Raw genomic sequence first — 24,346 nt, 5'->3', positions numbered from 1 at the left:
AAATAAGATCAAATTTCTCAATAAATAAAAAAATTGCTTCTACTTCGAGACCCTCCATCATGCATACGCCGCTTGCAGAACCACGGTCGTCCATCTATTACACCTACCAACTTCAAAAGCCTTGGCTGCCGAAGCCGGGCGGGGCAGTGGAGAGGCATCCTGTCGTCATCGCCGGATCGGGGCCTTGCGGCCTGGTGACTGCCCTGGAGCTCGCGAGGCTGGGCATCCCCAGTGTGGTGCTCACATCCGAGCTGCAGGTTTCCGAAGGAAGCAGGGCTATCGTGTTCACCCGCCGCTCCATGGAGATCCTTCAGCAAGTTGGCGTGGCGGACAGGATGTCCGCCAGCGGATTGCCCTGGCGGTTCGGGAACAGCTACTACCGCGGCCAGCATGTTTTCCGGATGGAGGCGCCTCACGATCCGGATGACCGCTTTCCTCCCATGATCAATATCCAGCAGCAATATCTGGAGGAGTTCCTGTGCAACGCCTGCGAGGCGCAACCGCTGATCGATCTGCGTTGGGGAAACCGTTGCATGGGTGTGGACCAGAAGGGCGATCATGTGTTGATCGATGTGGACACCCCGGAGGGGCCTTATGGCCTCGAGGCGAAGTGGCTGGTCGCCGCCGATGGGGGGCGGTCATCCTTGCGGTCGATGATGGGCCTGCAACTCGAAGGGGCCTCCTATGAGGGCTATTTCGTAATCGCGGATATCCGGGTGGACCTGCCGCTGCCGACCGAGAGGTTGGCCTACTTCGATCCTGACTGGAATCCGGGCAACACGGTCCTCATGCACAGGGAGCCGCATGGCATCTGGCGCGTTGACTATCAACTGCCTCGTGGAGAGACGCCGGAGCAGGCACTGCATCCGGAATCGCTGAAAGCGCGGATTGACGCACAGCTCGCGATGATCGGACATGCCGGAGTGCCTTGGGAGCTGGATTGGAGTTCCGTGTACTCCGCGCGCGCGCTCACCTTGCCGGAATATGTGCATCGCCGCGTGCTGTTCGCGGGCGATGCCGCGCACCTGCTTCCAATTTTCGGTGTGAGAGGGGCCAACACCGCATTTCAGGACGCGCAGTCGTTGGCCTGGCACCTCGCTTTCGTTCTGCGGGGCCTGGCATCCGAATCGTTGCTGGCCAATTACAGCCGCGAGCGCCTGGGTGCGGCGTGGGAAATCATCGAGGAAGCGGGCAAGAGCACACGGTTCATGACGCCGCCTACGCGCGGCTTCCAGCTTCTTCGCAATGCCGTGCTTTCGTTGTCCCTGTCGGAGGATTTCGTGCGGCCGCTCTACCACTGGAGAACCTCGCGCCCTCATGAATACACAGGCTCAAGCCTGAACTGTCCGACCGACGACAACCTCCTGTTTACGGACGGGCCTTGCAATGGCGCTCCTCCCCGAAACGCCCGCCTGGGTTCCGGCGGCTTTCTCCTGGATCACCTAGGCGGTGGTCTTGATCTGCTGTATTTCGTCAATCAGCCCGAGGTGCCTGAATCGCTGCGGGGGTGCTGGCCAAGGCGCGCCGGCGTGGTGTGCCCATCAGGCTCACGGCGATCAGCTCCAGCAGCGCGGGTGTACAGGTGGCGGGGGCCGATCAGAATTTGAGCGACCAGGACGGGCATGTGCGCAGCCGCTATGGTGTGACGGCTGATGGCGCCTGCTATCTGCTGCGTCCCGATCAACATGTATGCGCCCGCTGGTTGACGCTGGACGCCGCCCGCCTTCAAGAGGCGCTCGATATTTTGGCCTTTGCCTGAAGGACGCACCATGACTGCCACAGCTATGACCCGCGGTTTGCCCATCGCCGGCCTGGAGGACGCCTATGACGCACTGGCGGAGGCGATCGACCGCGCCGGTGAGGAGCAGTCCGAACTGTTCCTGGTGAAACTGGCCCTCTTGAACGCCAATGCGCTGGGCGATGCGGGTTTGTTCCGCCAACAGATCGAGGCCGCCTTGCGCGACCTCTAGGGGACATCACAGATAAAAAAGCCCCATGGCGGCGAACCATGGGGCTTTGGCGGTGGGCAGGGGCTTAGTCTTCCACGAAGGCTTCCTCGCGCTTCTTGCGTATGTTCGGTAGCAGCACCACCACCAGCAGTGCCGCCGCGATGGCCAGCAGCGAGGCCGACAGCGGACGGGTGACCAGCACACTCCAGTCACCGCGCGAGAGAAGCAGGGCACGGCGCAGGTTTTCTTCCACCATGGGGCCCAGGATCAATCCCAGCAGCAGTGGCGCGGGTTCGCAGGCCAGCTTGTGGAAGATGTAGCCCAGGATGCCGAAGATGGCCACCATCCAGATCTCGAAGGTATTGTTGTTCTCCGAGTAGACGCCCACGGCGCAGAACAGCACGATGGCGGGGAACAACCACTTGTAAGGAATGGACAGCAGCTTGATCCACAGGCCGATCATCGGCAGGTTCAGGACCACCAGCATCAGGTTACCGATCCACATAGAGGCGATCAGGCCCCAGAACAGGTCGGGGTTGCTGGTCATCACCTGCGGGCCGGGCTGGATGTTGTGGATGGTCATGGCGCCAACCATCAAGGCCATCACGGCGTTCGGCGGAATGCCCAACGTGAGCAGCGGAATGAAGGAGGTTTGCGAGCCTGCGTTATTGGCCGATTCAGGGCCGGCCACACCGCGGATGTTGCCCTTGCCGAAAGGAATCTCGCCGGGTTTGAGCTTGGTTCTCTTCTCGATCGTGTAGGCCGCGAAGGCCGACAGCAGCGCGCCGCCGCCCGGCAGAATGCCCAGCGCCGAGCCGATGGCCGTGCCGCGCAGCACGGCGGGGAACATGTGCCGGAAGTCCTCCTTGGTGGGCCAGAGGCCGCGTACCTTGTCGGTGAAGACTTCACGCTTTTCGGTGGGCACGGAGAGGTTGGCGATGATTTCACCGTAGCCGAAGATGCCCATGGCGATGGCCACGAAGCTGATGCCGTCAGTCAGTTCTGGGATGTCGAAGCTGTAGCGGGCTACGCCGGAGTTCACGTCCGTGCCGACCAGGCCGAATGCCAGGCCCACCAGGATCATGGTGATGGCCTTGAGCAGCGAGCCCGATGCCATGACCACCGCGCCGATCAGGCCCAGCACCATGAGCGAGAAGTATTCGGCCGGGCCGAACTTGAACGCGACTTCGGTCAGCGGTGGCGCGAAGGCGGCGATCACCAGCGTGCCCACGCAGCCGGCAAAGAACGAACCCAGGGCCGCGGAGGCGAGGGCGGGGCCGGCGCGGCCCTTGCGTGCCATCTGGTAGCCGTCGATCACAGTCACGACGGATGATGACTCGCCTGGCAGGTTCACCAGGATGGCCGTGGTGGAGCCGCCGTACTGCGCGCCGTAGTAGATGCCGGCCAGCATGATGAGCGCTGCCGTGGGAGGTAGCGCATACGTGGTGGGTAGCAGCATGGCGATGGTGGCCACGGGGCCCAGGCCCGGCAGCACGCCGATGAGGGTGCCCAGCAGGCAGCCCATGAAGGCGTAGACAAGGTTTTGCGCCGTGAAGGCGACCTGGAAGCCCAGGGAGAGGTGCTCGATCAGTTCCATGATGGGGTGTATTGAGTGGTGGGCGGAACGATCAGCTCACGAAGAACGAGGGCCATACGGGAAATTGCAGGTTCAGCGCGACCACGAAGGCCAGATAGCTGCCCACGGCCAAGACCGTGGCAAGGATCAGCACGGGCTTCAACTGGAACTGGTCGCCCGCGAGGCTCGCGACCAGGGTCAGTACGTAAATGGCCACGATCAGCCCCATGGGCGGCAAGCCGATGCTGGGCAGGCCGCCCAGCAGCACGCCGAAGAGCACGTTGGCGCCGATGATGAAGATCAGCGGACGCCAGGCAATGGAGCCGATGGGCTCACCGTCTTCGGTATGCACGATGAGCGAGCGCGCTGTGATCAGCGCGCCCAGCAGCGCGATCAGCGCGCCCACGATCACCGGGAAGTAGCCCGGTCCCATGCGGGCGCCTGAGCCTACGGTGTAGGTGGTGGCGCCCCACGCGAAGGCGACGCCGAAGGCGCTGAAAAGCAGCCCCGCGGTGAAATCTCTCTGGCTGTGAATCTTCAAGGCAAAAGTCTCCTGATGGGCCCTGCGCAAGGGCCACGGTGGGTTGTCATGGGGAGACGAAAATCTTAGATTCGGGCCGGCGCTTGGTGTGTGACCAGATCATTGCCAAACGGTAATGATGGATGCTCTTTTGCTATATAAATGGGAGCTATGGGTGGCTTTAGGGTGGGGCTGGCGGCTGCATTCGCCGGTGCAGGCCCGTTATGGGCTACATGACAAGGGTATGCAAGGTTCCCGCGGGATCGGGAGGCGCACAGGTCAGGGCGCCGGTAGCCGCAGCACCACGCGCAGGCCAGGATTGGCGGGCTCGATCCGCATGCCGCCGCCGTGCAGCTGCATCACCGCTTGCACGCTGGCCAACCCCAGGCCATGGCCGGGCAGTTCCGGCCTCAGGCGAAGAAAGCGCTGGCCGAGCGCGGGGATGGCCTCCGGCGGGGCGCCAGGGCCGTCGTCTCGCACCACGAGCTCGCTCCAGAGGGTGCCTTCTTCCATGAACACGCGCGAGCACACCTCCACATGCGCGCCTTTTCCGCCATATTTGATGGCGTTGTCCACCACATTCACGAGGGCGCCGGCGAGCAGGTGCCGGTCGCCCAGCACGGGGGCGGGATGCTCGCATGTCCAGAGCAGGGCGACGCCCTCGTGCTCGGCCAGGGCTTCATACAGTTCCACCACATCTTCGCCGATGGCCTCCCATGACGTGGGCGCGAACGGCGCGCGGCGGGTGCCGGATTCGGCCTGGGCAATGGCCAGCAGCTTGTCCAGCACGCGGCTCAGGTCGTCGATGTCGTGCATGGCCGATTGCAGGGCCCCGCGAAGGTCGGCGATGCCGGGGGCCGTGTCGTGAGCTGCTTGCAGCCGCAGGCGCAGGCGGGTCAAGGGGGTGCGCAGGTTGTGCGCGATCTCGTCGGAAACGTGGGTCACGCCGTCCATGAGCTGCTCGATGCGGTCGAGCATGTGGTTGAAATCCTGCTCCAGCCGGGCGAATTCGTCGTCGGGCGTGTTTTCCAGCAGCACGCGCTCATGCAATTGGCCGCTGGCGATGCGGGTGATGGTCTGGTGCAGCGCGTCCACGCTTCGGCCCAGTTCGTGCCGGAAAAGCCATGCGCCGATCAGCGCCAATGACAGCGAGAACAGGCCCGCCACCAGGCTGGCGGTGGCCAGGGTGGACTCGATGTCCCGCAGTTCCCGCAAATCGTGCCCCAGGACGAGGAGCGCGCCATCCGGCAGCGAATGGGCGATCAGCCGGGCATGCACGGTCTGTGCGCTCAGGTTCAGCTGGCTCACCGCTGCTCCCATGGTGGCCAGCGGAGGCAGGGATTCGACGTCGATGTTGCCCGCGAGGTAGCGCCGGCTGGGTGTGGTGAGCAGCACCAATTCCAGGTCGGTGTCGCGCCCGTCGTGCAGCACCTGGCGGATGGTCTGGGCCGTCACTTCGGGGCCTTCGAATGCGTACTGCAGCGTGAGGCGCTCCTGCATCTGCTGCAACTGACGGTCGACGTTGCGGTGCAGGACTGCTGACACCTGGATGTACACCAGCGACAGCGTGAACAGCACGGCGACCAGCACCAGAAAGCCGAAGAACACCGCCAGGCGCAGGCCGGTGGATCGCCAGAGACCGCGGCCTTTGGTCAAGCGTGGCCTTCGGGATGGAGGCCGATGCGGTAGCCCACGCCGCGCACGGTGTGGATCAAAGGCTCTTCGCCCGGTGCCTGCAGTTTCTGGCGCAGCCGGCTGATCTGCACGTCGATGAGGTTGGTTTGCGGATCGAACCGGTAGTCCCACACGGCTTCCAGCAGCATGGTGCGGGTCAGCGGCTGCTCCGCGTGCATCAGGAGGTAGGCCAGCAGCCGGAATTCGCGCGGCTTGAGCGCAATGGCCCTGCCGTTGCGGTGTACCGTGCGGTGCACCAGATCCAGGCGCAGGCCCCCCAGATGAAGTGCCTTGGCTTCGTCGCCAGTGCGGGTGCGGCGCACCAGCGCTTCGATGCGCGCGAACAGTTCGGAGAAGGCGAATGGCTTGGTCAGGTAGTCATCGCCGCCGGCCTTGAGGCCCCGCACGCGCTCGTCCAACGCGCTCAAGGCCGAGAGCACCAGCACCGGCGTGCGCAATCCCAGGCCGCGCATGGTGTGCAGAATATGCAGCCCATCCACCTGCGGGCCCAGCATGCGGTCGAGAACCACCACATCCCAGTGCTCGCCGGACGCGCGCTGCAGCGCATCGCGCGCTTCGCTGGCGATGATGGCGACGTGCCCCTGCGCGCGCAGCCCGTCAGCGATGTAGCGGGCGTTTTCCAGATCGTCTTCGATCACCAGGCAACGCCACATCATGGACGGGGTGGGGGCGGTGATGGGGGGCGCAATCATGTTCAGGCAAATGGGGCAGGAACCGCGCATAGTAGCGGCGTCGCGGCCGAATGCCTCGCAGACAACAAAAAACGCCGGAGTTTCCCCCGGCGTTTTTTTGTTGCCGGGCCGCCCCAAGACAAAAAAGCGCCCCCTCGGGGGGCAGCGGACCACGCGAAGCGGGAAAGCGTGGGGGTCTTTTTTGTGGGGCGGACGGCGAATCAAGCCGCCAATGTGCCATGCGCCTGGTTGGCCGCTTCGGCCGTGCTGCCCGTGACCACGCGGATATCGTTGCGGGCCGATGCCAGGGCGGCGGCTCGGGCTGCTTCTCCCAGCGCCAAGCCTTCAGCGCGTACAAAGCGCACATCCGTGATACCGAAGAAGCCAAATACCGCCTGCAAATAGCTTTCCTGGTGCTCCAGGGCCCGGCCTGCCTCCGTCGTCGAGTAGACGCCGCCGCGGCTGGAGGCCACGATCACTGTCTTGTCTCCGGCCAGGCCGACGGAACCCTTATCGGTGTATTTGAAGGTGCGGCCGACTTGCGCCAGGCGGTCGATCCAGGCCTTGAGCTGGCTCGGAATGGAGAAGTTGTAGAGCGGGGCGCCGACCACGATCACGTCGGCCGCCAGGAACTGGCTGACCAGCCGTTCCGAGACGGCGTTCTCGCGCTGTTGCGCCTCGGTGGGCTCGGCTGGCTGACCCAGCTTGATGCCCAAGGCATCGGCACTGAAGTGGTTGGGCGTGTCCACAGCCAGATCGAGATGTTCGGCCGTGGCGCCCGGATGCTGGGCCAGCCATTGCGACACGATCTCGGCCGTGAGCAGGCGCGAGACAGATTGGGTGCCCAGGATGCTGGCGTCTACGTGAAGCAGTTTCATGATGATTCCTTATTGAAGCTTGTCGGGACCGCTGCCTTGATGACAGGGGAGTAGGGTATGGATAAAGTCTATTTGAGGATCCAATCATCGATAAGATGGCAAATTTGGAATAGACTGTGTTCATGAACAGGACAATCCATCCATGATTGACCTCAACGACATGCTCTTCTTTGCGGAGGTGGCTGAACGCGGCGGTTTCACGGCCGCCAGCCGCGTCCTGAGGGTGCCCAAATCCCGGTTGTCGCGCCGGGTGGCGGAGCTGGAGTCGCAGTTGGGTGTGCAGCTTCTGCAGCGCAGCACGCGCCGGCTTTCTCTCACACCCGCGGGCGAAATCTATCTGCGTCACTGCATCGGCGTGCGCGACACGGCGGAGGCTGGCGCCGAGGCTGTCGCCCAGGTGCTCCGGGAACCACAGGGCGTGGTGCGGTTGAGCTGCCCCGTCGGGTTGGCGCAGAGCGATGTGGGCGAGTTGCTGCCGTTGTTCATGCAACGCTACCCCAGCGTGCAGATCGAGATGCACGTGCTCAACCGGCCCGTGGATCCGGTTGAAGAGGGAATGGACATGGCACTGCGCGTGCGCACGGTGATTGAGGACAGCGCTACGCTGGCGGCTCGTACCTTGAGCATCAGCCGGGGCATGCTGGTGGCCGCGCCCGAGGTGCTGAGGCGGCAGCAGGCGCTGCGGGGGCCGCAGGATCTGAGCATGCTCGATGCCGTCTGCATGTCCGCAGGCGATGCGCATGCGGGCTCCATGCTGACGGGGCCTGAAGGAGAGGGTTTTCTGTATGTGCCCGCTCCGCCACGTTATCTGGCCGATGATCTGTCCGCATTACGCTTTGCGGTCTTGGGCGGCGTGGGCGCCGGGATCTTGCCCGACTATTTATGCCGGGAAGATCTGCGCGCGGGCCGGCTTGTTGAGGTCTTGCCGGGCTGGGAGCCGCCGGTGGGTATCGTGCACGCCATGTACCCGCCGCGCCGTGCATTGGTGCCTTCGGTGCGGCACCTGCTGGATTTTCTGGCCGAAAAGCTGAAGGTGGACGCGCCCTGAGAGGGCCTTTGACGGTTCAACGCAGAGCAGGCAGGGAGGTGCGCGCGCCCAGCTGGCGCGACATGCGTGCCGCGGCGCTCACGACCAAGGGGGCGAAGGCCTTGATCTGCGCGGGCTTGAAGCGCTCCTTGGGGCCTGACAGGCCTAACGCGGCCACCACCTGGCCGCTGGCGTCGCTCACGGGAGAGGCGATACCGCAGACGTTTTCATTCCACTCCCCTTTGTTGATTGCATAGCCCTGGCTGCGGATGCGCGCCATTTCCTGCAGGAATTGCTGGGGGTCGGTGATGCTTCTGGGCGTGCGGGCTTCCAACTGCTGCGAAACGCGCTCCAGCACCGGGGGCGGAAAGAAGGCCAGCATGGCCTTGCCCGTGGCCACGCAGTGGGCCCTGGCGCGTCCGCCGATCTGCGTGTAGGCGCGCACCGGATTGGGGCTGTCGAGCTTGTGGACGTAGACCACTTCGTGGCCGTCGAGCACCGAAAGGTGGACTGTTTCCTGCGTGAGGGCCAGCAGCTCATCCATGATCTGCTCGGCATGCACGCGCAGATCCAGCTTGGACAGCACGGCCGAGCCCAGCTCCCATAGCTTGATGGCCGCCGCATAACGGCCGCTGCGCTCGTCGCGGAGGATGAAGCGGGCTTCGACCAGCGCCTGCAGCAGGCGGTGCACGTTGCTTTTGCCCAGATCGAGCTCGATGGCGATTTCGGTCAGGCCCAGCGCTCGGTCGCTATGGGCCAGCAGCTCAATGATGGCCAGGCCCTTGACAAGGGTGTTGTTCATGGTTGGCGCGAATTGTGCTGGAGAACCGGCCGGGACCAAACCCCGGGGTTTGCCCTAATGCTGGAATCGAATTTGCAAATTATAAAACCGAAGTTCCATTTTGCGGAACCAAGTGAAACGATCCGGCTGTGACTCACCAAACCGGAAACTGCTGCAATGACTACTCGACTCGTGGTGGGCGCGATCAGTGCTGAAGCCAATCGCGTGGCCACCCATCTCATGAATTCCCTCTTGCGCGACATGCGACCGATGTCCGGTGCCGTGTCTGCGTGGCCTTTGAGGCCATCGGCGGAGGCGAGCAAGACCTCGCTGCTGGGCTATACGCGCATGCTCTCCAGCGCGGCCGAGCAGAGCGGGCGCACCCATCTGGGGCTGGAGATGGCTGATGCGGGGCAGGCGCCGCCCTACACCATCTTTGGCGGCCTTTTCCTCTATGCCTCCACCATAGGCGATGCGCTCCAGTCCCTGGCGCGCTACTTTCCTGTGGGGCAGACGGGCACACGGGTGGAACTGGTCCATGGCCAGGGCACCTCGCAGCTGATTTACGACATTCACGATCAGGCTGTCGGCGACCGGCTCCAGGATGCGGCCTATACGCTGGGCAAGGTTTGCCGCTCGCTGCGCAGGACCGTGGGCGAGTCCTGGATGCTGGAGCATGTGACGCTGGCCGCCCCGGCGCCACGGCAGCAGGCGCCGTACCGGGCGTTTTTCCAGGCCCCCGTGGTATTCGGAGCGCAGAACACCTCGATGTGTTTTTCCTCGCGGCTGCTGGCGCAGCCTATCCCGACCGCAGACGCTGGACGCTATGCGGAATTTTGCGCGCACCTGGAAAGCCTGATGCCGAAGTGCAATGGGCATGATCTGCTCGGCGATGCATTGCGCGCCTGGATGGCGCATGCCGTGCGCCGAGGGCAGGCGACTTTGGAGCATGCCGCCACTGATTTCGGTGTGACGCCGCGCACCATGCAAAGGCGGCTAAAGGAACAGGGCATCAGTTTTCAGCCGCTGCTCGCGCAGGTGCGCATGGAAACCGCGCAGCACATGCTGACCGAAAGCCGATTGCCCGTGACGGACATCGCCGAGCAACTGGGCTTCAGCGAAACCAGCGCCTTCACGCGCGCGTTCCGCGGCTACACGCGGCAGAGTCCCAGGGCCTTCAGGCAGGCCGCGCTGGCGATTTGAAGAGGCTGCACCGGTTTGCCGTAGGTTGGCGTTGAGGGGATGAGCGGGCAGCAGTCGCTGCAGATTGTCGTGATCCGTCAATTCATTTCCGGAGGCTCTGGATACGCTGTCCAGACCTCATCAGGAAATCGCCGTGAAGTTCACTTTCTCTCCTCTGCACCGCCAGCATGCGCCCGAACAGATCGTGGTGCGCGGCACGATGGTCGCCAATCTCGAGTCGCCGGCGCGCGCCGATGCGTTGCTCAAGCAATTGCTTGCCCAAGGCCACGAAGAAGTGGCGCCCAAGGGTTGGGATCTGGAGTGGATCGCCGCTGTGCACGATGCGGGCTATCTGGAGTTTCTGTCGACCGCGCACGAGCGTTGGCGCGAACTGCCGAATGCCACGCCGCTGATTCATCCGCACGCATTCGCCCACTACACCTCCCGCCGCCGTCCCTCGAGCATTCAAGGGCAGGTGGGTTACTACCTGGCAGGCGGATCCTCTCCGCTGGCTGAGGGCACGTGGACCGCTGCCGTGGGTTCGGCCCATGCCGCGCTGGAAGCCAGCCGGCTGGTGCTGGAGGGCGAGCGTGAAGCCTATGCGCTGTGCCGTCCGCCGGGGCATCACGCCTATGCCGATTTTGGCGGCGGGTTCTGCTATCTCAACAACGTGGCGATTGCGGCCAACTACATGGCCCGCAAGCTGGGCCGCGTAGCGATCCTGGATATCGACACACACCACGGCAACGGCACGCAATCGATCTTCTATCAGCGCGGCGACGTGCACTTCGTTTCGGTGCACGGTGATCCGAATGTGCTGTTTCCTTTCTACGCGGGCTACGCCGATGAGCGCGGCGAAGGCGAGGGCAAGGGGCACAACCTCAATCTGCCGCTGCCGCTGAAATCCGAAGACCCGGCCTGGCTGGATGCGGTTGATCAGGGGATGGCCTCGATCCAGTCGTACGAGCCCAAGGCGCTGCTGGTGTCGCTGGGATTTGATCCATTCAAGGGCGATCCTTCTTCCGACCTGGCCGTGAGCACCGAGGGCTTTCGCGGCGCGGGCGAGCGCATCGGCGCCTATCGCGGCCCTGTGGTGCTGATCCAGGAGGGGGGCTATCTCGTCGAGAAGCTCGGCGAGAACCTCGAAGCTTTCCTCGAAGGCTACATGCGCGCCCGCAACGCCAGTTGATTTCGCAGATTCTGATTCTTCAGATTCCTTTCTTCAAGACACCAGGACAAATTCTTCATGAGCACTACCCGCAGCGAAAACTGGCAGAAGGACGTCGCGCACGTGGTCCATCCCTACTCGAACCTCGACGCGCATGACACGCGCGGCCCGGTGGTGATCACCCGTGGCGACGGCTGCTATGTGGTGGATGAGAACGGCAACCGCTATCTGGAGGGCATGTCGGGTTTGTGGTGCACCTCGCTGGGCTTCTCGGAGCCGCGGCTGGTCGATGCCGCCATGAAGCAGTTCAACGCGCTGCCTTACTACCATCTCTTCAACCACCGCTCGCACCCGCCGGCCATCGCGCTGGCCGAGGCGCTCACGGGCATCGCCCCCGAAGGGCTGAACCATGTGCTGTTCGCCAACTCGGGCTCCGAGGCGAATGATGCGGCGGTGAAGCTGGTCTGGTATTACAACAACCAGCTGAACCGTCCGAAGAAAAAGAAGATCATCTCGCGCCTTTATGGCTATCACGGCGTGACCGTGGCTTCCGGAAGCCTGACGGGCCTGGTGCATGTGCACAAGGATTTCGATCTGCCCATTCCGCAGGTGTTGCACACCGACTGCCCGAGCTACTACCACTTCGGCCAGCCGGGCGAGAGCGAAGAGCAGTTCGTGGAGCGCCTGGCGAACAACCTGGAGCAGATGATTCTGAAGGAAGGTCCCGAGACCGTGGCGGCCTTCATCGCCGAGCCTATCCACGGCTCGGGCGGCGTGATCGTACCGCCCAAAGGGTACTACGAGCGTGTGCAGGCCATTCTCCGCAAACACGACGTGCTCTTCATCGTGGACGAAGTGATCTGCGGGTTCGGCCGTACCGGTGAGATGTTCGGCAGCAACACCTTCAATCTGAAGCCCGACATGATGACCGTGGCCAAGGGTCTTTCGAGCGCCTACCTGCCTATTTCGGGCCTCTTGCTGACCGACCAGATCAACGATGTACTGAAAGCCGGCAGCCGCAAGATCGGCGCCTTCGCCCACGGCCTGACCTATGCTGCCCACCCGGTGGCGGCCGCCGTGGCACTGGAGACGATCAAGATCTACCAGGAGCGCAAGATCGTTGAGCATGTGCAGGCGCTTTCGCCGTATTTCTTTGAACGCCTGAATACGCTCGCCAGCCATCCTCTGGTGGGCGAAGTGCGTGGCCGGGGGCTGCTGGCCGCGGTGGAAATCACTGCCGACAAGGTGGCGAAGAAGCCCTTCCCGCCGGAGGCCGCCGCCGGTGCATGGATCCAGAACAAAGCCATGGAGCACGGCGTAATCGTGCGCGCCATCGCCAACTGCATCGCGTTGTGCCCGCCGCTGATCAGCGAGCGCCAGCAGATCGACGAACTCGTGGACGGCCTGGCCAAGGCGCTGGACGAAGCCCAGGCGCAGTTCGGCACCAAATCCTGACCATCTTCAAACACAAGGGGAATCATGAAAAAAGCTTTCCGCCGATTCGCGCTCGCTTTGGGCGCCGCCTTGCTCGCCAGCGTAGCGCTTGCCCAGGCGCCGCGTGACGGCGGTTCGCTCAACCTCATCGTGAACCCGGAGCCGCCGGGCATCAACCTGGGCAACGCGAAGCTGGGGCCGAGCTCCTTCGTGGGCAGCAAGATCTATGAGGGCTTGATCTCCCTCTCGCCCAAGCTGGAGCCGATTCCTCGTCTGGCCCAGTCCTGGACGATCTCGCCCGATGGCAAGGTGTACACCTTCAAGCTGCGCCCTGGCGTGAAGTGGCACGACGGCAAACCGTTCACCTCGGCCGACGTGCTGTTCAGCTTCAAGCAGTACCTGCCGGTCACCTTCGCACGCACCAAGCTCATCATGGAGCAGGTGGCATCCATCGACGCGCCGGATGAACTGACGGTGGTGTTCACCCTCAAGCAGCCCTATCCCGCCTTCATGTACATCTTCGAGGCCACGGGCGGCACCATCATGCCCAAGCACCTCTACGAAGGCGTGACCGACTACCGCACCACGCAGGTCAACAACACCATCGTGGGCACGGGCCCCTTCAAGCTCGGCGAATGGCGCCGCGGCGCATTCATCAAGCTGGTGAAGAACGCCGACTACTGGGACAAGGGCAAGCCCCACCTGGACAACCTCTTTTTCCATATCGTGCCGGATGCCGTGGGCCGTTCCATCGCGTTCGAAAGCGGGAAGGTCGACGCCATCCGTGCCGGCGACGTGGAGAACTTCGAGATCGCGCGCCTGGCCGCCGCCCCTGGCGTTGGCCTGACCAAGGCCGGCTGGGAGTTCCTGCAGCCCGTGGGCTTTCTGAACATGAACCTGCGCAACAAGCCGCTGGGCGACCTGCGCTTCCGCCAAGCCATCGCACATGCCATCGACCGCCAGTTCATCATCAAGAACATCTTCTCGACCTTTGGCGAGCCGGTGAATGGCCCCTTCCCCGCGGGCTACGTCTTCCGCGACACCAGCGTGGAAACCAAATACCCCTATGACCCCGCCCGCGCGAAGGCATTGCTCGATGAAATGGGCCTCAAGCCGGGGGCTGACGGTACCCGTGTGACCCTGCGCCTGTTGCCGCTGCCTTATGGCGAAACCTGGCAGCGCCTGGCTGAATACACGCGCGAACGCCTGAATGCGGTGGGCATCAAGACCACCATCGTGGCCACCGATGTGCCGGGCTGGTTCTCGCGCGCGTCTTCAGGCGACTTCGATCTGGCCTACAACTTCGTCTATCTGCTGGGTGACCCGGCCATTGGCGTGAGCCAGACCTATCTGTCGACCAACCAGCTCAACCGCGGCACGGCGGCGAACATCGACGGTTACGTCAACAAGGAGGTGGATGCGCTGCTGATCAAGGCCGAGCAGGAGACGAACAAGGCCGAGCGCGCCAAGCTCTATTCGCAGTTGCAGAAACAGCTCTCGAAGGATCTGCCGATCCTCTGGACGCACCAGATGGTGATGCCCACCGTCTACCGCACCAAGGTGAAGAACCTCATCACGACCGGCCTCGGCATGAATGAGAACTTCGCCGACGTCTGGATCGGCAAGTAACACCACCGGAACCTTCCAGGCCCTGCATGGACCGACTTCTTTTCCTGGCCCGGCGCTGCTTCAAGGCGGTGCTGGTCATTCTCTGCGTCATCGCCATCAACTTCGCGCTGATTCGCGCCGCGCCAGGCGATCCTGCCACCATCCTGGCGGGTGAGGCCGGCGCGGTGGATGCCGGCTTCGTAGAGCGCATCCGCCAGGAATATGGCCTGGACAAGCCTGTTCCGGTGCAGTTGCTCACCTACATGAAGCAGTTGCTGAGCTTCGATCTGGGGGAGTCCTACCGCGAGAACCGGCCGGTGAAGGAGATTGTGCTGGAGAAGTTGCCCGCGACCCTGCTGCTCACGCTCAGCGCGTTCGTCTTTTCGGTGGCCGTGGGGGTCAGCCTGGGGATCGCGGCGGCCCGGCGCGCGGGTTCCCTGCTGGATACGCTCATCACGGCGGGTTCGCTGGTTTTCTTCGCGATGCCGCTGTTCTGGATCGGCTTACTGGCCATCGTGGTGTTCTCGATGAAGCTGGGCTGGTTGCCTCCCTATGGCATGAGTACCGTGGGGGCGGATTTCACGGGCTGGGAGGCCGTGCTGGATGTGGCCAAGCATCTGTTGATGCCCGCCGTGACGCTGGGGCTGTTCTATGTGGCGATCTATACCCGGGTGACGCGCGCGGCTGCCCTGGAGGTAATGGATCAGGACTTTGTGAAGACTGCGCGTGCCAAGGGGGTGCCCGAAGGGAGGGTCTGGCGGCGCCACATCTTGCGCAACTCGGTGCTACCCGTGATCACTTTCGTTTCCTTGCAGGCCGGCCACATCCTGGGCGGTTCGGTGCTGATCGAGACCGTGTTTGCCTGGCCCGGCATTGGCCGCCTGGCTTTCGACGCGCTGTTCCAGCGCGACTACAACCTGCTGCTGGCCGTGTTCTTCGTCAGTTCCGTGATGGTGGTGATTTTCAATCTGATCGCTGATTTTCTCTACAGCCTCGCCGACCCGCGCATCGAACTTCAAGTATGAATCACGACCGCTTTCTGACCCGCCTTCTGCGCCAGCCGGCTGGCGCGGTCGGCGCGCTGATGCTGCTGGCTATCGCAGTGCTGGCCTTGGGCGCGCACTGGTTCTATCCCGGTGATCCGTGGGCGATGGTGACCGATCCCAATCTGCCGCCTTTCAGCCCCGGTTTTCCGTTGGGTACCGACATGCTGGGCCGTGACGTGGCTGCCGGCGTGGCACACGGGGCGCGCGTGTCGCTCCTGATCGGCATCGTGGCCACGGCGGTCGCGGTGATCGTGGGGACTGTGCTGGGCGCGGTGGCCGGCTACTACGGCGGCTGGGTGGACGACTTCATCATGCGCTTCACCGAGATCTTCCAGACTATTCCAGGCTTTCTGCTGGCGCTGCTGATGGTGGCGATCTTCGGCCCTTCAATGTATTCCATCGTGGGCGCTATCGGCGTCATCTCCTGGCCTTCGGTGGCGCGGTTGGTACGTGCCGAATTTCTTTCGCTGCGAACGCGCGATTTCGTGAAGGCGGCGGTGCTCGGCGGCCAATCCAGCGCACGCATCGTGTTCCGGCAGATCTTGCCCAATACGCTGTCTCCCATCGTGGTGGCTGCCTCCCTGATGATGGCTACGGCCATTCTGCTGGAATCCGCCATCAGCTTCCTGGGGCTGGGCGACCGCAGCATGATCTCCTGGGGGTTCATGATCGGCGCGGGCCGCACGACGCTGCTGCAAAGCTGGTGGCTCTCGGCGGTACCCGGTGTGGCCATCTTCATCACTGTGCTGGGCTTGAACCTTTTGGGCGACGCCCTCAATCAGGCCTTGAGTCCGCGCCGGCGCCAAGGGGGAATGCATGAGCGAACACACATTGCTTAGCATTCGCCATCTGAGCGTCGCGTTGCCTGCGGGAGGCGACCGCGTCTTTGCCGTGCAGGATGTTTCACTGGACGTGCCCGCGGGCCAGACCGTGTGCGTGGTGGGGGAATCCGGCTCGGGTAAATCGGTCATGGCCAATGCCGTGATGCGCCTGCTGCCGCCGGTGCTGAGCGTGAAGAGCGGCGAGATCACGTTGGCAGGTGAAGACCTGCTGTCGCTGGACGCTGAAAGCCTGCGCCGCATGCGCGGTTCGCGCATGGGCATGATCTTCCAGGAACCGATGACGGCGCTGAATCCCGTCATGACCGTGGGCGAGCAGATCGACGAGGTACTCCTCGTCCATGGCGAGCGTGATGCGCACGTGCGCGAGCGCCGGGTGCTGGAACTGATGCGGGAGATGAGCCTGCCCGAGCCGGAGACCCTGCGCCATCGGTACCCCTTCCAGCTTTCCGGCGGGCAACGCCAGCGTGTGGTGATCGCGATCGCCATGGCGCTGGAGCCGCAGCTGCTGATCGCGGACGAGCCCACGACCGCGCTGGATGTGACCACGCAGGCGCAGATCCTCGCGCTCATCAAGCGTTTGCAGACCACGCATGGTATTGGCGTGCTCTTCATTACCCACGATTTCGGGGTTGTGGCGGACATTGCTGACCGTGTGGTCGTGATGCAGCAGGGCAAGGTGGTGGAAAGTGGCACGGCCGCGCAGGTGCTGCGCCAGCCTGAGCATCCCTACACGCGCCGTCTTATCGACGCCGTGCCCCGTCTGCGCGACACCATGGACGAGGCTTCCGCACGGCCGGCGCCGCTGCTGCGGATCGAAGGCGTGAGCAAGAGCTATCGCGCGCGAGGCCAAGGCCTTTTTGGCGGGCGCGGGCGCACGAAGGCGCTTGACGAGGTCAGCCTGGAGATCGGCGAAGGTGAAACCGTCGGGCTGATCGGTGAATCGGGTTCCGGCAAGACCACGCTGGGCCAATGCGTGATGCGTCTGCTGGACGTGGACGGCGGGCAGATCGTCTTCAATGGCGAGCCTGTTCAGGCCCTCCGGGGCCGTGCGCTCAAGGCGCTGCGTCCGCAGATCCAGATGATCTTCCAGGATCCTTTCGCATCACTGAATCCGCGCCATCGCGTGGGCCGCATCGTGACGGAAAACGCCATTCTCTGCGGCGTGCCTCCCGCGGAGGCCGAGCGCCGGATGCAGGACGTGCTGGCGATGGTCGGCCTGGATCCGAGCGCGGTGAACCGTTTTCCGCACGAGTTCAGTGGCGGCCAGCGCCAGCGCATCGGTATTGCCCGGGCGCTGGTGATGCAGCCGCGCCTGATCGTGGCCGACGAAGCCGTGTCGGCGCTGGATGTGTCTGTTCAGCAGCAGGTGCTGACCCTGCTGCGCGAAGTGCGCGAGCGGCTGGGACTGTCCATGCTGTTCATCACCCATGACCTGCGCGTGGCCAGCCAGATCTGCGACCGCATCGCCGTGATGCACAAGGGCCGCATCGTGGAAACCGGCACCGTTCAAGCCATCGCCCGCGCGCCCGCCCATCCGTATACGCGCAGCCTGTTTGCGGCCATGCCGGGCCAGGCCTGGGAGCGCGATATGGAGCGTACCGCGCCCGTCCTGGCCTGAAACGGTGGCAAGCGGAGCGCGTCAGCGCTCTTTCGCCCCTGCCCAGGCTGAACGTCCTCGAATTTACCCAGGAGACCTTGTTTCATGTCCAACTCATACGAAAACCTCGCGCTTTACATCGACGGTGAGTTCGTCCAAGGCGGTGGCCGCACGCTGCAGCCCGTGCTGGACCCCGCCACAGGCGACACGATCGGTCAACTGCCGCATGCCACGCGTGACGATCTGGACCGCGCACTGTCCGCGGCCGAACGAGCCTTCGCTACCTGGCGCCATGTGTCGCCCGTGGAGCGGGGAGCCATCTTGCGCAAGGTAGGGGAGCTCAGCCGCGAACGCGCGAAGGAGATCGGCAGGAACATCACGCTGGATCAAGGCAAGCCGCTGGCTGAAGCGGTGGGAGAGGTGCTGCGCTGCGCCGACCATTGCGACTGGCATGCCGAGGAGGCCCGCCGCATCTACGGCCGCGTGATCCCGCCGCGTCTGCCCAATGTGCGCCAGTTTGTGCTGCGTGAGCCCATTGGCGTATGCGCGGCCTTCACGCCCTGGAATTTTCCCTACAACCAGGCGATCCGCAAGATTGCGGCGGCCGTGGCGGCCGGCTGCACGATCGTCATCAAGGGGCCAGAGGATTCACCGAGCGCGGTGGTGGCGATTGCCCGCCTGTTCCACGAAGCTGGCCTGCCGCCGGGCGTGCTCAACGTGGTCTGGGGTGTGCCTCATGAAGTGTCCGAGTATTTGATCTCGTCGCCCATCGTGCGCAAGGTCTCTTTCACGGGTTCGGTACCTGTGGGCAAACAACTGGCGGCCCTGGCTGGCACCCACATGAAGCGCATCACCATGGAACTGGGCGGCCACTCGCCTGTGATTGTGTGCGCCGACGCGGATGTGGAGCGCGCCGCCACCATGCTGGCGGGTTTCAAGTTCTCGAACGCCGGGCAGGTGTGTGTGTCGCCTACGCGCTTCTATATCGAGGAGCCGGCGTGGGACCGGTTCATGGCCCGATTCACGGAGGTCAGCCGCGGCATCAAGGTCGGCCCTGGCCTGGAGGCAGATACCCGTATGGGCCCTCTGGCACACGCGCGCCGCGTGACGGCGATGGCCGAATTCGTGGAAGATGCGCGTGCGAGGGGGCGCGCATCGAGACGGGCGGTGAGCGCCTGGGTGAAACGGGCAACTTCTTCGCGCCCACCGTGATTGCCGCTCCACCGGACGACGCCAAGATCATGCAGGCCGAACCCTTTGGCCCAGTGGCGGCCTGTGTGCCTTTCAAGGACCTGGACGAGGCGATCAAGCGCGCCAACAGCCTGCCTTACGGTTTGTCGTCCTACGCGTTTACCAGCAACACGCGCCACGCGCTGCGCATCCAGAACGGTATCGAAGCCGGCATGGTCAACATCAACCACTTCGGTCAGGCGTTGCCCGAAACCCCCTTTGGCGGTGTGAAGGACAGCGGCATCGGCAGCGAAGGCGGCAGCGAGACCTTCGATGGCTACCTCGTGACCAAGTTCGTGACGCAGATGGATTGAATGGTTTGCCCTCCGCATGGAAAAAAGCATCGTCATTCCCGCACGCATAGATCTACAACAGGAGACATCATGAACACCACACTCAAGAAAGTATGGCGCGCCTCTACCCTGGCGGCTTGTTTGGCCATGACCAGCGCCTGGGCTGCCACGCCAGCCGATACGTTGGTGATCGCGCGCGACATCAGCGCTTTCCTCTCTCTGGATCCGGCCGAGGCCTTCGAAGTGGCCTCGGGCGATAGCCTTAACAACCTCTATCTGCGCCTGGTGCAGCATGATCCTCTGGATTTCAGCAAGATCATTCCAGGCGCGGCGGAGAAATGGGAAACCGCGCCTGACGGCATGCAGATCGTCTTTACCATGCGCAAGGGGCTCAAGTTCCAATCGGGAAACCCGCTTACTGCTGAGGATGCGGCGTTCTCGCTGCAGCGCGGCATCCTGCTCGACAAGCAGCCTTCCATCATCCTCAAGCAGTTCGGCTGGAACAAGGGCAACGTCAAGGACCGCGTACGCGCCGAGGGCGACAAGCTCATCCTGAGCTTCGAGAAGCCTTATTCCACTGATCTGATCCTCAGCGCCCTCAGCGCGGCCATCGCTTCGGTGGTGGACAAGAAACTGGTGATGTCGAACGAGAAGAACGGCGATATGGGCAACACGTGGCTGCGCACGCGCTCCGCGGGTGCGGGGGCCTATAAGTTGGTGGAGTGGAAAGCCAAGGATGCCGTGGTCATGGAAGCTTTCCCCGGCTACCAGGGCGGCATTGCACCAAAGCTCAAGCGTGTGATTACGCGCCATGTGTCCGAAGCCGCCGCACAGCGCCTGTTGCTGGAAAAGGGTGATGTGGACGTGGCTTCCGATCTGAACCCCGATCAGGTGCAGGCGATCGCGAGCAAGAAGGAGCTCAAGGTCGTGCAGATTCCGCGTGGCAACGTGTATTACCTCGCGGTCAATACCTCCAACCCCAAGTTCGCCAAACCGGAAGTATGGCAGGCCATGCGCTGGGCCATCGACTATGAAGGCATTGCCAAGCAGCTCTTTCGCGGGCAGTACAAGGTGAACCAGAGTGCCGTGGCCAGCGGCACTGACGGCGCATTGACCGAGCAGCCTTACAAGCTGGACATCGCCAAGGCCAAGTCGCTTCTGGCCAAGGCCGGCGTGCCCGATGGTTTCTCGACCTCCATCGATGTGATGGCGGCAAGCCCCTACCGCGAGATTGCCCAATCGGTTCAATCCACATTCGCACAGGCGGGTATCAAGCTCGATCTGAAAGTGGCTGATCCCGCGCAGGTGCTCACGGCGTACCGCGAACGCAGGCATGACATGATCGTGTTCGTCTGGGCGCCGGACTATTCGGATCCGAGCTCCACGCTGGAGTTTTTCAGCCGCAATACGGACAACGCGGCCACCTCTAGCAACAAGAACGCCCCTTGGCGCGCGCATTGGCTGGTTCCGGAGCTCACGGCAAAAGCCGAGGGCGCGCGGCATGAGGTGGATAACGGCAAGCGCATGAAGATCTATGCGGATATCCAGCGCACCCTGCGTGATGACTCTCCCTTCAGCTTCATCGTGCAAAAAGTCGAGCCTATTGCTGTGCGCGCCAACGTGCACAACTACAAGGGCGCGGTGACGTTCGATTCCACGGCCTTCCATGTGATTGAGAAGCGGTGAGCAGCGCGGCCTCCTCCTTGCCGGTGAGCGACGACGCTGTGCCTGTGCCCTCGCGTGGCCCGGGCAAGGCACGGCGGCGCCTGCGCTGGTTGGCCTCCACCTTGCTGACGGCGTGCATCACCCTGCTGGGCCTGCTGATCGTGACTTTCGCGCTGGGCCGGGTGCTGCCGACCGATCCGGTGCTGCGCGTGGTGGGCGATAGGGCATCCCAGGAGCAATACGACCAGGTGCGGCGCGAGATGCGGCTGGATCAGCCGCTGCCTCGGCAGTTCGGGGCTTTCGTCGGCGACATGCTGAGCGGCGATTTCGGCCGCTCACTGGTCACTGGCAACCCGATTGCCGAAGACGTCGTGCGCTACTTTCCTGCCACTTTCGAACTGGCGACGGTGGCCATCGTGCTGGGGGTGCTTTTGGGCATTCCGCTGGGGGTGCTGTGCGCGCAATATGCGGGGCGTTGGCCTGATCACCTGGGGCGCCTGCTCTCGCTGGCGGGCCATTCGATGCCGATTTTCTGGCTGGGCATCGTGGGGCTGCTGATCTTCTATGCCAACCTGGGCTGGGTGGCGGGGCCTGGCCGGCTCGACGTGGCTTACCGCTACTCCGTGCCCGCGGTGACGCATCTGCTGCTGATCGACACCCTGCTGGCGGGCGAGTGGGACGCCTTCCGCAACGCGTTCTCACACCTGATCCTGCCGGCCAGTCTGCTGGGTCTGGTGGCGATGGGCTTCGTGACACGCATGACGCGCAGCTTCCTCCTGTGGCAGCTGCGGCAGGACTACACCATGGTGCTTCGGCTCAAGGGCTTGTCCGAGAGCGCGATCCTCTGGCGCCACGCGCTGCGCAACGCGGCCGGCCCGATCCTGGCCATCATCGCGCTCACCTATGCGTATTTGCTGGAAGGTGCGGTGCTTACTGAAACCGTGTTTGCCTGGCCGGGTTTGGGGATGTACATCACCGATTCCTTGTTCGCAGCCGATATCCCTGCGGTGCTGGCCGCCACGCTGCTGGTGGGCACCATTTTCATGCTGGTCAACATTGCCAGCGAACTGATCCAGGCGGCGCTCGATCCCCGCTCCCGTTCCGTATGAGCATCGCTTCTTCCTGTTCGCGGTGGCTGTCTACCGATACCCCCGCCACGCGCACCCAAGCCCGCTTGGGCGCTACGTACCGGTTCCTGCGCCGTCTGCTTCGCCACCCGATCGGCGTGGCGGGCTTGGTGCTGGTCGGGCTCATGGTGCTGGCGGCGCTGCTGGCGCCCTGGTTGCCTCTGGCTGATCCCGTGGCCCAGTCTCTGGGCGAACGGTTGATGCCGCCTTCGGCTCAGCACTTGTTGGGCACGGACACGCTGGGCCGCGACCTGCTTTCCCGCGTGGTCTATGGGGCACGTCCCACGCTGGCCATCGTGATGATGGTGCTGCTGGCCAGTGTGCCCGTGGGCTTGCTGATCGGTGCGGCGGCGGGTCTGTGGGGTGGTTGGCTCGATGCGGTGCTGATGCGTCTTTCGGACGTGTTCATGGCGTTTCCCCGGCTGATCCTGGCGATCGCCGTGGCCGCGACGCTGAGCTCGGGTTTGTGGACAGCCGTGATCGCCATCGCGCTTACCGGCTGGCCACCCTATGCGCGCGTGGCGCGGGCTGAAGTGGCGTCACTGCGCCGCGCGGAATTCATTCAGGCGGCGACGGCGCTGGGTGTTTCCCGCACGCGGTTGCTGCTGCGCCATGCGCTGCCATTGTGCCTGCCTTCGGCGTTGGTGCGCGCGGCATTGGATGCGCCGGGCATCGTGCTCATCGTTTCTGGCCTGGGGTTCCTGGGCCTCGGCCTGCCACCGCCTGCGCCTGAATGGGGGGCGATGGTGGCAGAAGGCCGTGCCATCGTGTTCGAGGCCTGGTGGGTGTCGACGCTGCCCGGCCTGATGATTTTGATGCTGAGCCTGGGGTTCAATTTCCTGGGTGATGCGCTGCGCGACGTAGTCGAGAAGAAATGACCCCCTGAGGCGCTGGCGCGCCTTCCCCCAAGGGGGACGCAGCCAGCGGCCTGGCAAAGCCAACTCCGCGGCTGCCTACGGATGGCCTGCTCCGTGGCCTTTTGGTATTGCTCCCGTTCGCGGGAGAGGGGTGGGGTGAGGGGGGCGGCGCTTGCCGGGGGGCACGCCTACGTAATGGATAACTGAGATGAACGACAACACGAAACCATTGCTGGAAATTCAGAACCTGCGGATTGCCTTCGATATGCCGCAGGGCCGTACCGAGGCGGTACGGGGTGTCAATCTCACGATGGGCCGCGAGCGTGTCGCTGTGGTGGGCGAATCGGGGTCAGGAAAATCGATCAGCTTTCGCTCGCTGCTGGGCTTGCTGCCGGCCAGCGCCAGCGTGAGCGCGGATCGCCTGGCTTTGCAGGGCGATGATCTGCTTTCGCTCGGGCCTCGCGCCATGCGGGCCTTGCGCGGGCGGCGCATCGGCATGGTTGTCCAGGATCCAAAGCAAGGGCTCGATCCGCTCATGACCATCGGCAAGCAGTTGGCCGAGATGCTGAAGCTGTGCGGCAAGGTGCCGCGTACCGGCTTGCAGCAGCGTGTGCGAGAGCTTCTGGCCGAGGTGCACATCCGCGATCCGAAACGCGTGGCCGATCTTTATCCGCATGAGGTGTCGGGCGGTATGGCGCAGCGCGCGATGCTGGCCATGATGCTCTCGGCTGAGCCCGATCTGCTGATTGCCGATGAGGCCACTTCGGCCCTGGATGCCGTGGTGCGCCACCGCATTCTCGATCTCATCGACGAGCAGGTGCGCCTGCGCGGCATGGGGTTGGTGCTCATCAGCCACGATCTGGATCTGGTGGCCGGATATGCCGACCGGATTCTCGTGATGTATGCCGGCCGGGTGATGGAGGAATTGCGGGGAGGGCAAATGAGTGATGCCCGGCATCCCTACACGCGCGGCTTGCTGGCTTGCCGCCCTTCGCTGGATCACCCTGGCGGCGAGCTGCCAGTTCTCAACCGGGAGGCCGCATGGTTGGAGTAACGTTCCCCCTGAGTCGCTTACGCGCCTTCCCCCCTGGGGTGGGACGCACCCAACGGCCTGGCAAAGCCAGCTCCGCGGGTGCCCGCGCATGGCTTGCTCCGCAGCCTCTCGATCTATTACGTTTTGTGCTCCGCGGGTGACGCGTG

The 24,346-nt window shown here is 63.8% G+C and carries 19 protein-coding genes and 2 pseudogenes; 15 read left to right on the top strand and 6 right to left on the bottom strand.

Annotation, left to right across the window (positions count from 1 at the left end; genetic code table 11):
* The first annotated feature begins 59 nt into the window (after window positions 1-59).
* Window positions 60-1,759: pseudogene (locus WJU18_RS28115) on the top strand (FAD-dependent monooxygenase).
* 10 nt (window positions 1,760-1,769) lie between these two features.
* Window positions 1,770-1,970, top strand: a complete 201-nt coding sequence (locus WJU18_RS28110) for a DUF2783 domain-containing protein (protein ID WP_423457422.1) — start codon at window positions 1,770-1,772, stop codon at window positions 1,968-1,970.
* Window positions 1,971-2,034: 64 nt separating this feature from the next.
* Here the strand turns inward: WJU18_RS28110 and WJU18_RS28105 are convergent, their stop codons facing one another.
* The 5 genes from WJU18_RS28105 to WJU18_RS28085 all read right to left on the bottom strand — a co-directional run bounded on the left by WJU18_RS28105 (window position 2,035) and on the right by WJU18_RS28085 (window position 7,289).
* Window positions 2,035-3,546 carry a tripartite tricarboxylate transporter permease gene (locus WJU18_RS28105; RefSeq protein WP_423457421.1) on the bottom strand — a complete coding sequence of 504 codons (1,512 nt, stop codon included), beginning with the start codon at window positions 3,544-3,546 and terminating at the stop codon, window positions 2,035-2,037.
* A gap of 31 nt (window positions 3,547-3,577) precedes the next feature.
* Window positions 3,578-4,066, bottom strand: coding sequence for a tripartite tricarboxylate transporter TctB family protein (locus WJU18_RS28100; protein WP_423457420.1), 489 nt, complete (start codon window positions 4,064-4,066; stop codon window positions 3,578-3,580).
* A 258-nt stretch (window positions 4,067-4,324) separates the two neighbouring features.
* A complete protein-coding gene (locus tag WJU18_RS28095; RefSeq protein WP_423457418.1) occupies window positions 4,325-5,701 on the bottom strand; it encodes an ATP-binding protein in 1,377 nt (458 codons plus the stop codon).
* The gene (locus WJU18_RS28090; RefSeq protein ID WP_423461117.1) at window positions 5,698-6,393 is read right to left on the bottom strand and encodes a response regulator transcription factor; all 696 of its coding nucleotides are present in this window, start codon (window positions 6,391-6,393) and stop codon (window positions 5,698-5,700) included. Before WJU18_RS28090 ends, WJU18_RS28095 begins: the two co-directional genes overlap by 4 nt.
* A 239-nt stretch (window positions 6,394-6,632) precedes the next feature.
* Window positions 6,633-7,289, bottom strand: a complete 657-nt coding sequence (locus WJU18_RS28085; protein ID WP_423457416.1) for an FMN-dependent NADH-azoreductase — start codon at window positions 7,287-7,289, stop codon at window positions 6,633-6,635.
* Window positions 7,290-7,431: 142 nt separating this feature from the next.
* On the opposite strand from WJU18_RS28085, the gene WJU18_RS28080 reads away from it, so the two are divergent.
* Window positions 7,432-8,337 (top strand): LysR family transcriptional regulator, encoded by a 906-nt coding sequence (locus WJU18_RS28080; RefSeq protein WP_423457414.1) that lies wholly within the window; start codon window positions 7,432-7,434, stop codon window positions 8,335-8,337.
* A 16-nt stretch (window positions 8,338-8,353) separates the two neighbouring features.
* Here the strand turns inward: WJU18_RS28080 and WJU18_RS28075 are convergent, their stop codons facing one another.
* A complete protein-coding gene (locus WJU18_RS28075; RefSeq protein WP_423457412.1) occupies window positions 8,354-9,118 on the bottom strand; it encodes an IclR family transcriptional regulator in 765 nt (254 codons plus the stop codon).
* Window positions 9,119-9,274: 156 nt separating this feature from the next.
* On the opposite strand from WJU18_RS28075, the gene WJU18_RS28070 reads away from it, so the two are divergent.
* From WJU18_RS28070 to WJU18_RS28015, 12 genes and pseudogenes are all read left to right on the top strand, one after another.
* On the top strand, window positions 9,275-10,300 hold the full coding sequence (locus WJU18_RS28070; protein ID WP_423457410.1) for an AraC family transcriptional regulator ligand-binding domain-containing protein: 1,026 nt from the start codon (window positions 9,275-9,277) through the stop codon (window positions 10,298-10,300).
* A gap of 133 nt (window positions 10,301-10,433) precedes the next feature.
* Window positions 10,434-11,468, top strand: a complete 1,035-nt coding sequence (locus WJU18_RS28065) for a histone deacetylase family protein (RefSeq protein ID WP_423457409.1) — start codon at window positions 10,434-10,436, stop codon at window positions 11,466-11,468.
* A gap of 57 nt (window positions 11,469-11,525) precedes the next feature.
* Window positions 11,526-12,902: an aminotransferase gene (locus WJU18_RS28060; RefSeq protein ID WP_423457407.1), complete on the top strand. Its 1,377-nt coding sequence runs from the start codon at window positions 11,526-11,528 to the stop codon at window positions 12,900-12,902.
* A gap of 24 nt (window positions 12,903-12,926) precedes the next feature.
* Window positions 12,927-14,510, top strand: coding sequence for an ABC transporter substrate-binding protein (locus tag WJU18_RS28055; RefSeq protein ID WP_423457405.1), 1,584 nt, complete (start codon window positions 12,927-12,929; stop codon window positions 14,508-14,510).
* 26 nt (window positions 14,511-14,536) lie between these two features.
* Window positions 14,537-15,514, top strand: coding sequence for an ABC transporter permease (locus WJU18_RS28050; protein WP_423457403.1), 978 nt, complete (start codon window positions 14,537-14,539; stop codon window positions 15,512-15,514).
* Entirely contained in the window at window positions 15,511-16,374 is an 864-nt protein-coding gene (locus tag WJU18_RS28045) for an ABC transporter permease (protein WP_423457401.1), read from the top strand. Before WJU18_RS28050 ends, WJU18_RS28045 begins: the two co-directional genes overlap by 4 nt.
* A complete protein-coding gene (locus WJU18_RS28040; protein WP_423457399.1) occupies window positions 16,352-17,995 on the top strand; it encodes an ABC transporter ATP-binding protein in 1,644 nt (547 codons plus the stop codon). The genes WJU18_RS28045 and WJU18_RS28040 overlap by 23 nt, the downstream gene beginning before the upstream one ends.
* A gap of 84 nt (window positions 17,996-18,079) precedes the next feature.
* Window positions 18,080-19,518, top strand: a pseudogene (locus WJU18_RS28035) (NAD-dependent succinate-semialdehyde dehydrogenase).
* A 69-nt stretch (window positions 19,519-19,587) separates the two neighbouring features.
* On the top strand, window positions 19,588-21,183 hold the full coding sequence (locus WJU18_RS28030; protein WP_423457397.1) for an ABC transporter substrate-binding protein: 1,596 nt from the start codon (window positions 19,588-19,590) through the stop codon (window positions 21,181-21,183).
* On the top strand, window positions 21,180-22,271 hold the full coding sequence (locus WJU18_RS28025; RefSeq protein ID WP_423457395.1) for an ABC transporter permease: 1,092 nt from the start codon (window positions 21,180-21,182) through the stop codon (window positions 22,269-22,271). The genes WJU18_RS28030 and WJU18_RS28025 overlap by 4 nt, the downstream gene beginning before the upstream one ends.
* The gene (locus WJU18_RS28020; RefSeq protein ID WP_423457393.1) at window positions 22,268-23,167 is read left to right on the top strand and encodes an ABC transporter permease; all 900 of its coding nucleotides are present in this window, start codon (window positions 22,268-22,270) and stop codon (window positions 23,165-23,167) included. Before WJU18_RS28025 ends, WJU18_RS28020 begins: the two co-directional genes overlap by 4 nt.
* Window positions 23,168-23,354: 187 nt before the next feature.
* Window positions 23,355-24,200: an ABC transporter ATP-binding protein gene (locus WJU18_RS28015; RefSeq protein ID WP_423457391.1), complete on the top strand. Its 846-nt coding sequence runs from the start codon at window positions 23,355-23,357 to the stop codon at window positions 24,198-24,200.
* Window positions 24,201-24,346: the final 146 nt, after the last annotated feature.

The sequence above is a fragment of the Ottowia sp. VDI28 genome, assembly GCF_049532675.1.
Classification (GTDB): Bacteria; Pseudomonadota; Gammaproteobacteria; order Burkholderiales; family Burkholderiaceae_C; genus Ottowia.
This window is presented reverse-complemented; position numbering and strand designations above follow the sequence as displayed.

Coding starts and splice junctions, on each gene's coding strand:
- WJU18_RS28110 (WP_423457422.1), top strand. CDS start 1,770: ATGACTGCCACAGCTATGACCCGCGGTTTGCCCATCGCCGGCCTGGAG.
- WJU18_RS28105 (WP_423457421.1), bottom strand. CDS start 3,546: ATGGAACTGATCGAGCACCTCTCCCTGGGCTTCCAGGTCGCCTTCACG.
- WJU18_RS28090 (WP_423461117.1), bottom strand. CDS start 6,393: ATGTGGCGTTGCCTGGTGATCGAAGACGATCTGGAAAACGCCCGCTAC.
- WJU18_RS28085 (WP_423457416.1), bottom strand. CDS start 7,289: ATGAAACTGCTTCACGTAGACGCCAGCATCCTGGGCACCCAATCTGTC.
- WJU18_RS28080 (WP_423457414.1), top strand. CDS start 7,432: ATGATTGACCTCAACGACATGCTCTTCTTTGCGGAGGTGGCTGAACGC.
- WJU18_RS28075 (WP_423457412.1), bottom strand. CDS start 9,118: ATGAACAACACCCTTGTCAAGGGCCTGGCCATCATTGAGCTGCTGGCC.
- WJU18_RS28070 (WP_423457410.1), top strand. CDS start 9,275: ATGACTACTCGACTCGTGGTGGGCGCGATCAGTGCTGAAGCCAATCGC.
- WJU18_RS28060 (WP_423457407.1), top strand. CDS start 11,526: ATGAGCACTACCCGCAGCGAAAACTGGCAGAAGGACGTCGCGCACGTG.
- WJU18_RS28055 (WP_423457405.1), top strand. CDS start 12,927: ATGAAAAAAGCTTTCCGCCGATTCGCGCTCGCTTTGGGCGCCGCCTTG.
- WJU18_RS28050 (WP_423457403.1), top strand. CDS start 14,537: ATGGACCGACTTCTTTTCCTGGCCCGGCGCTGCTTCAAGGCGGTGCTG.
- WJU18_RS28045 (WP_423457401.1), top strand. CDS start 15,511: ATGAATCACGACCGCTTTCTGACCCGCCTTCTGCGCCAGCCGGCTGGC.
- WJU18_RS28040 (WP_423457399.1), top strand. CDS start 16,352: ATGAGCGAACACACATTGCTTAGCATTCGCCATCTGAGCGTCGCGTTG.
- WJU18_RS28030 (WP_423457397.1), top strand. CDS start 19,588: ATGAACACCACACTCAAGAAAGTATGGCGCGCCTCTACCCTGGCGGCT.
- WJU18_RS28020 (WP_423457393.1), top strand. CDS start 22,268: ATGAGCATCGCTTCTTCCTGTTCGCGGTGGCTGTCTACCGATACCCCC.
- WJU18_RS28015 (WP_423457391.1), top strand. CDS start 23,355: ATGAACGACAACACGAAACCATTGCTGGAAATTCAGAACCTGCGGATT.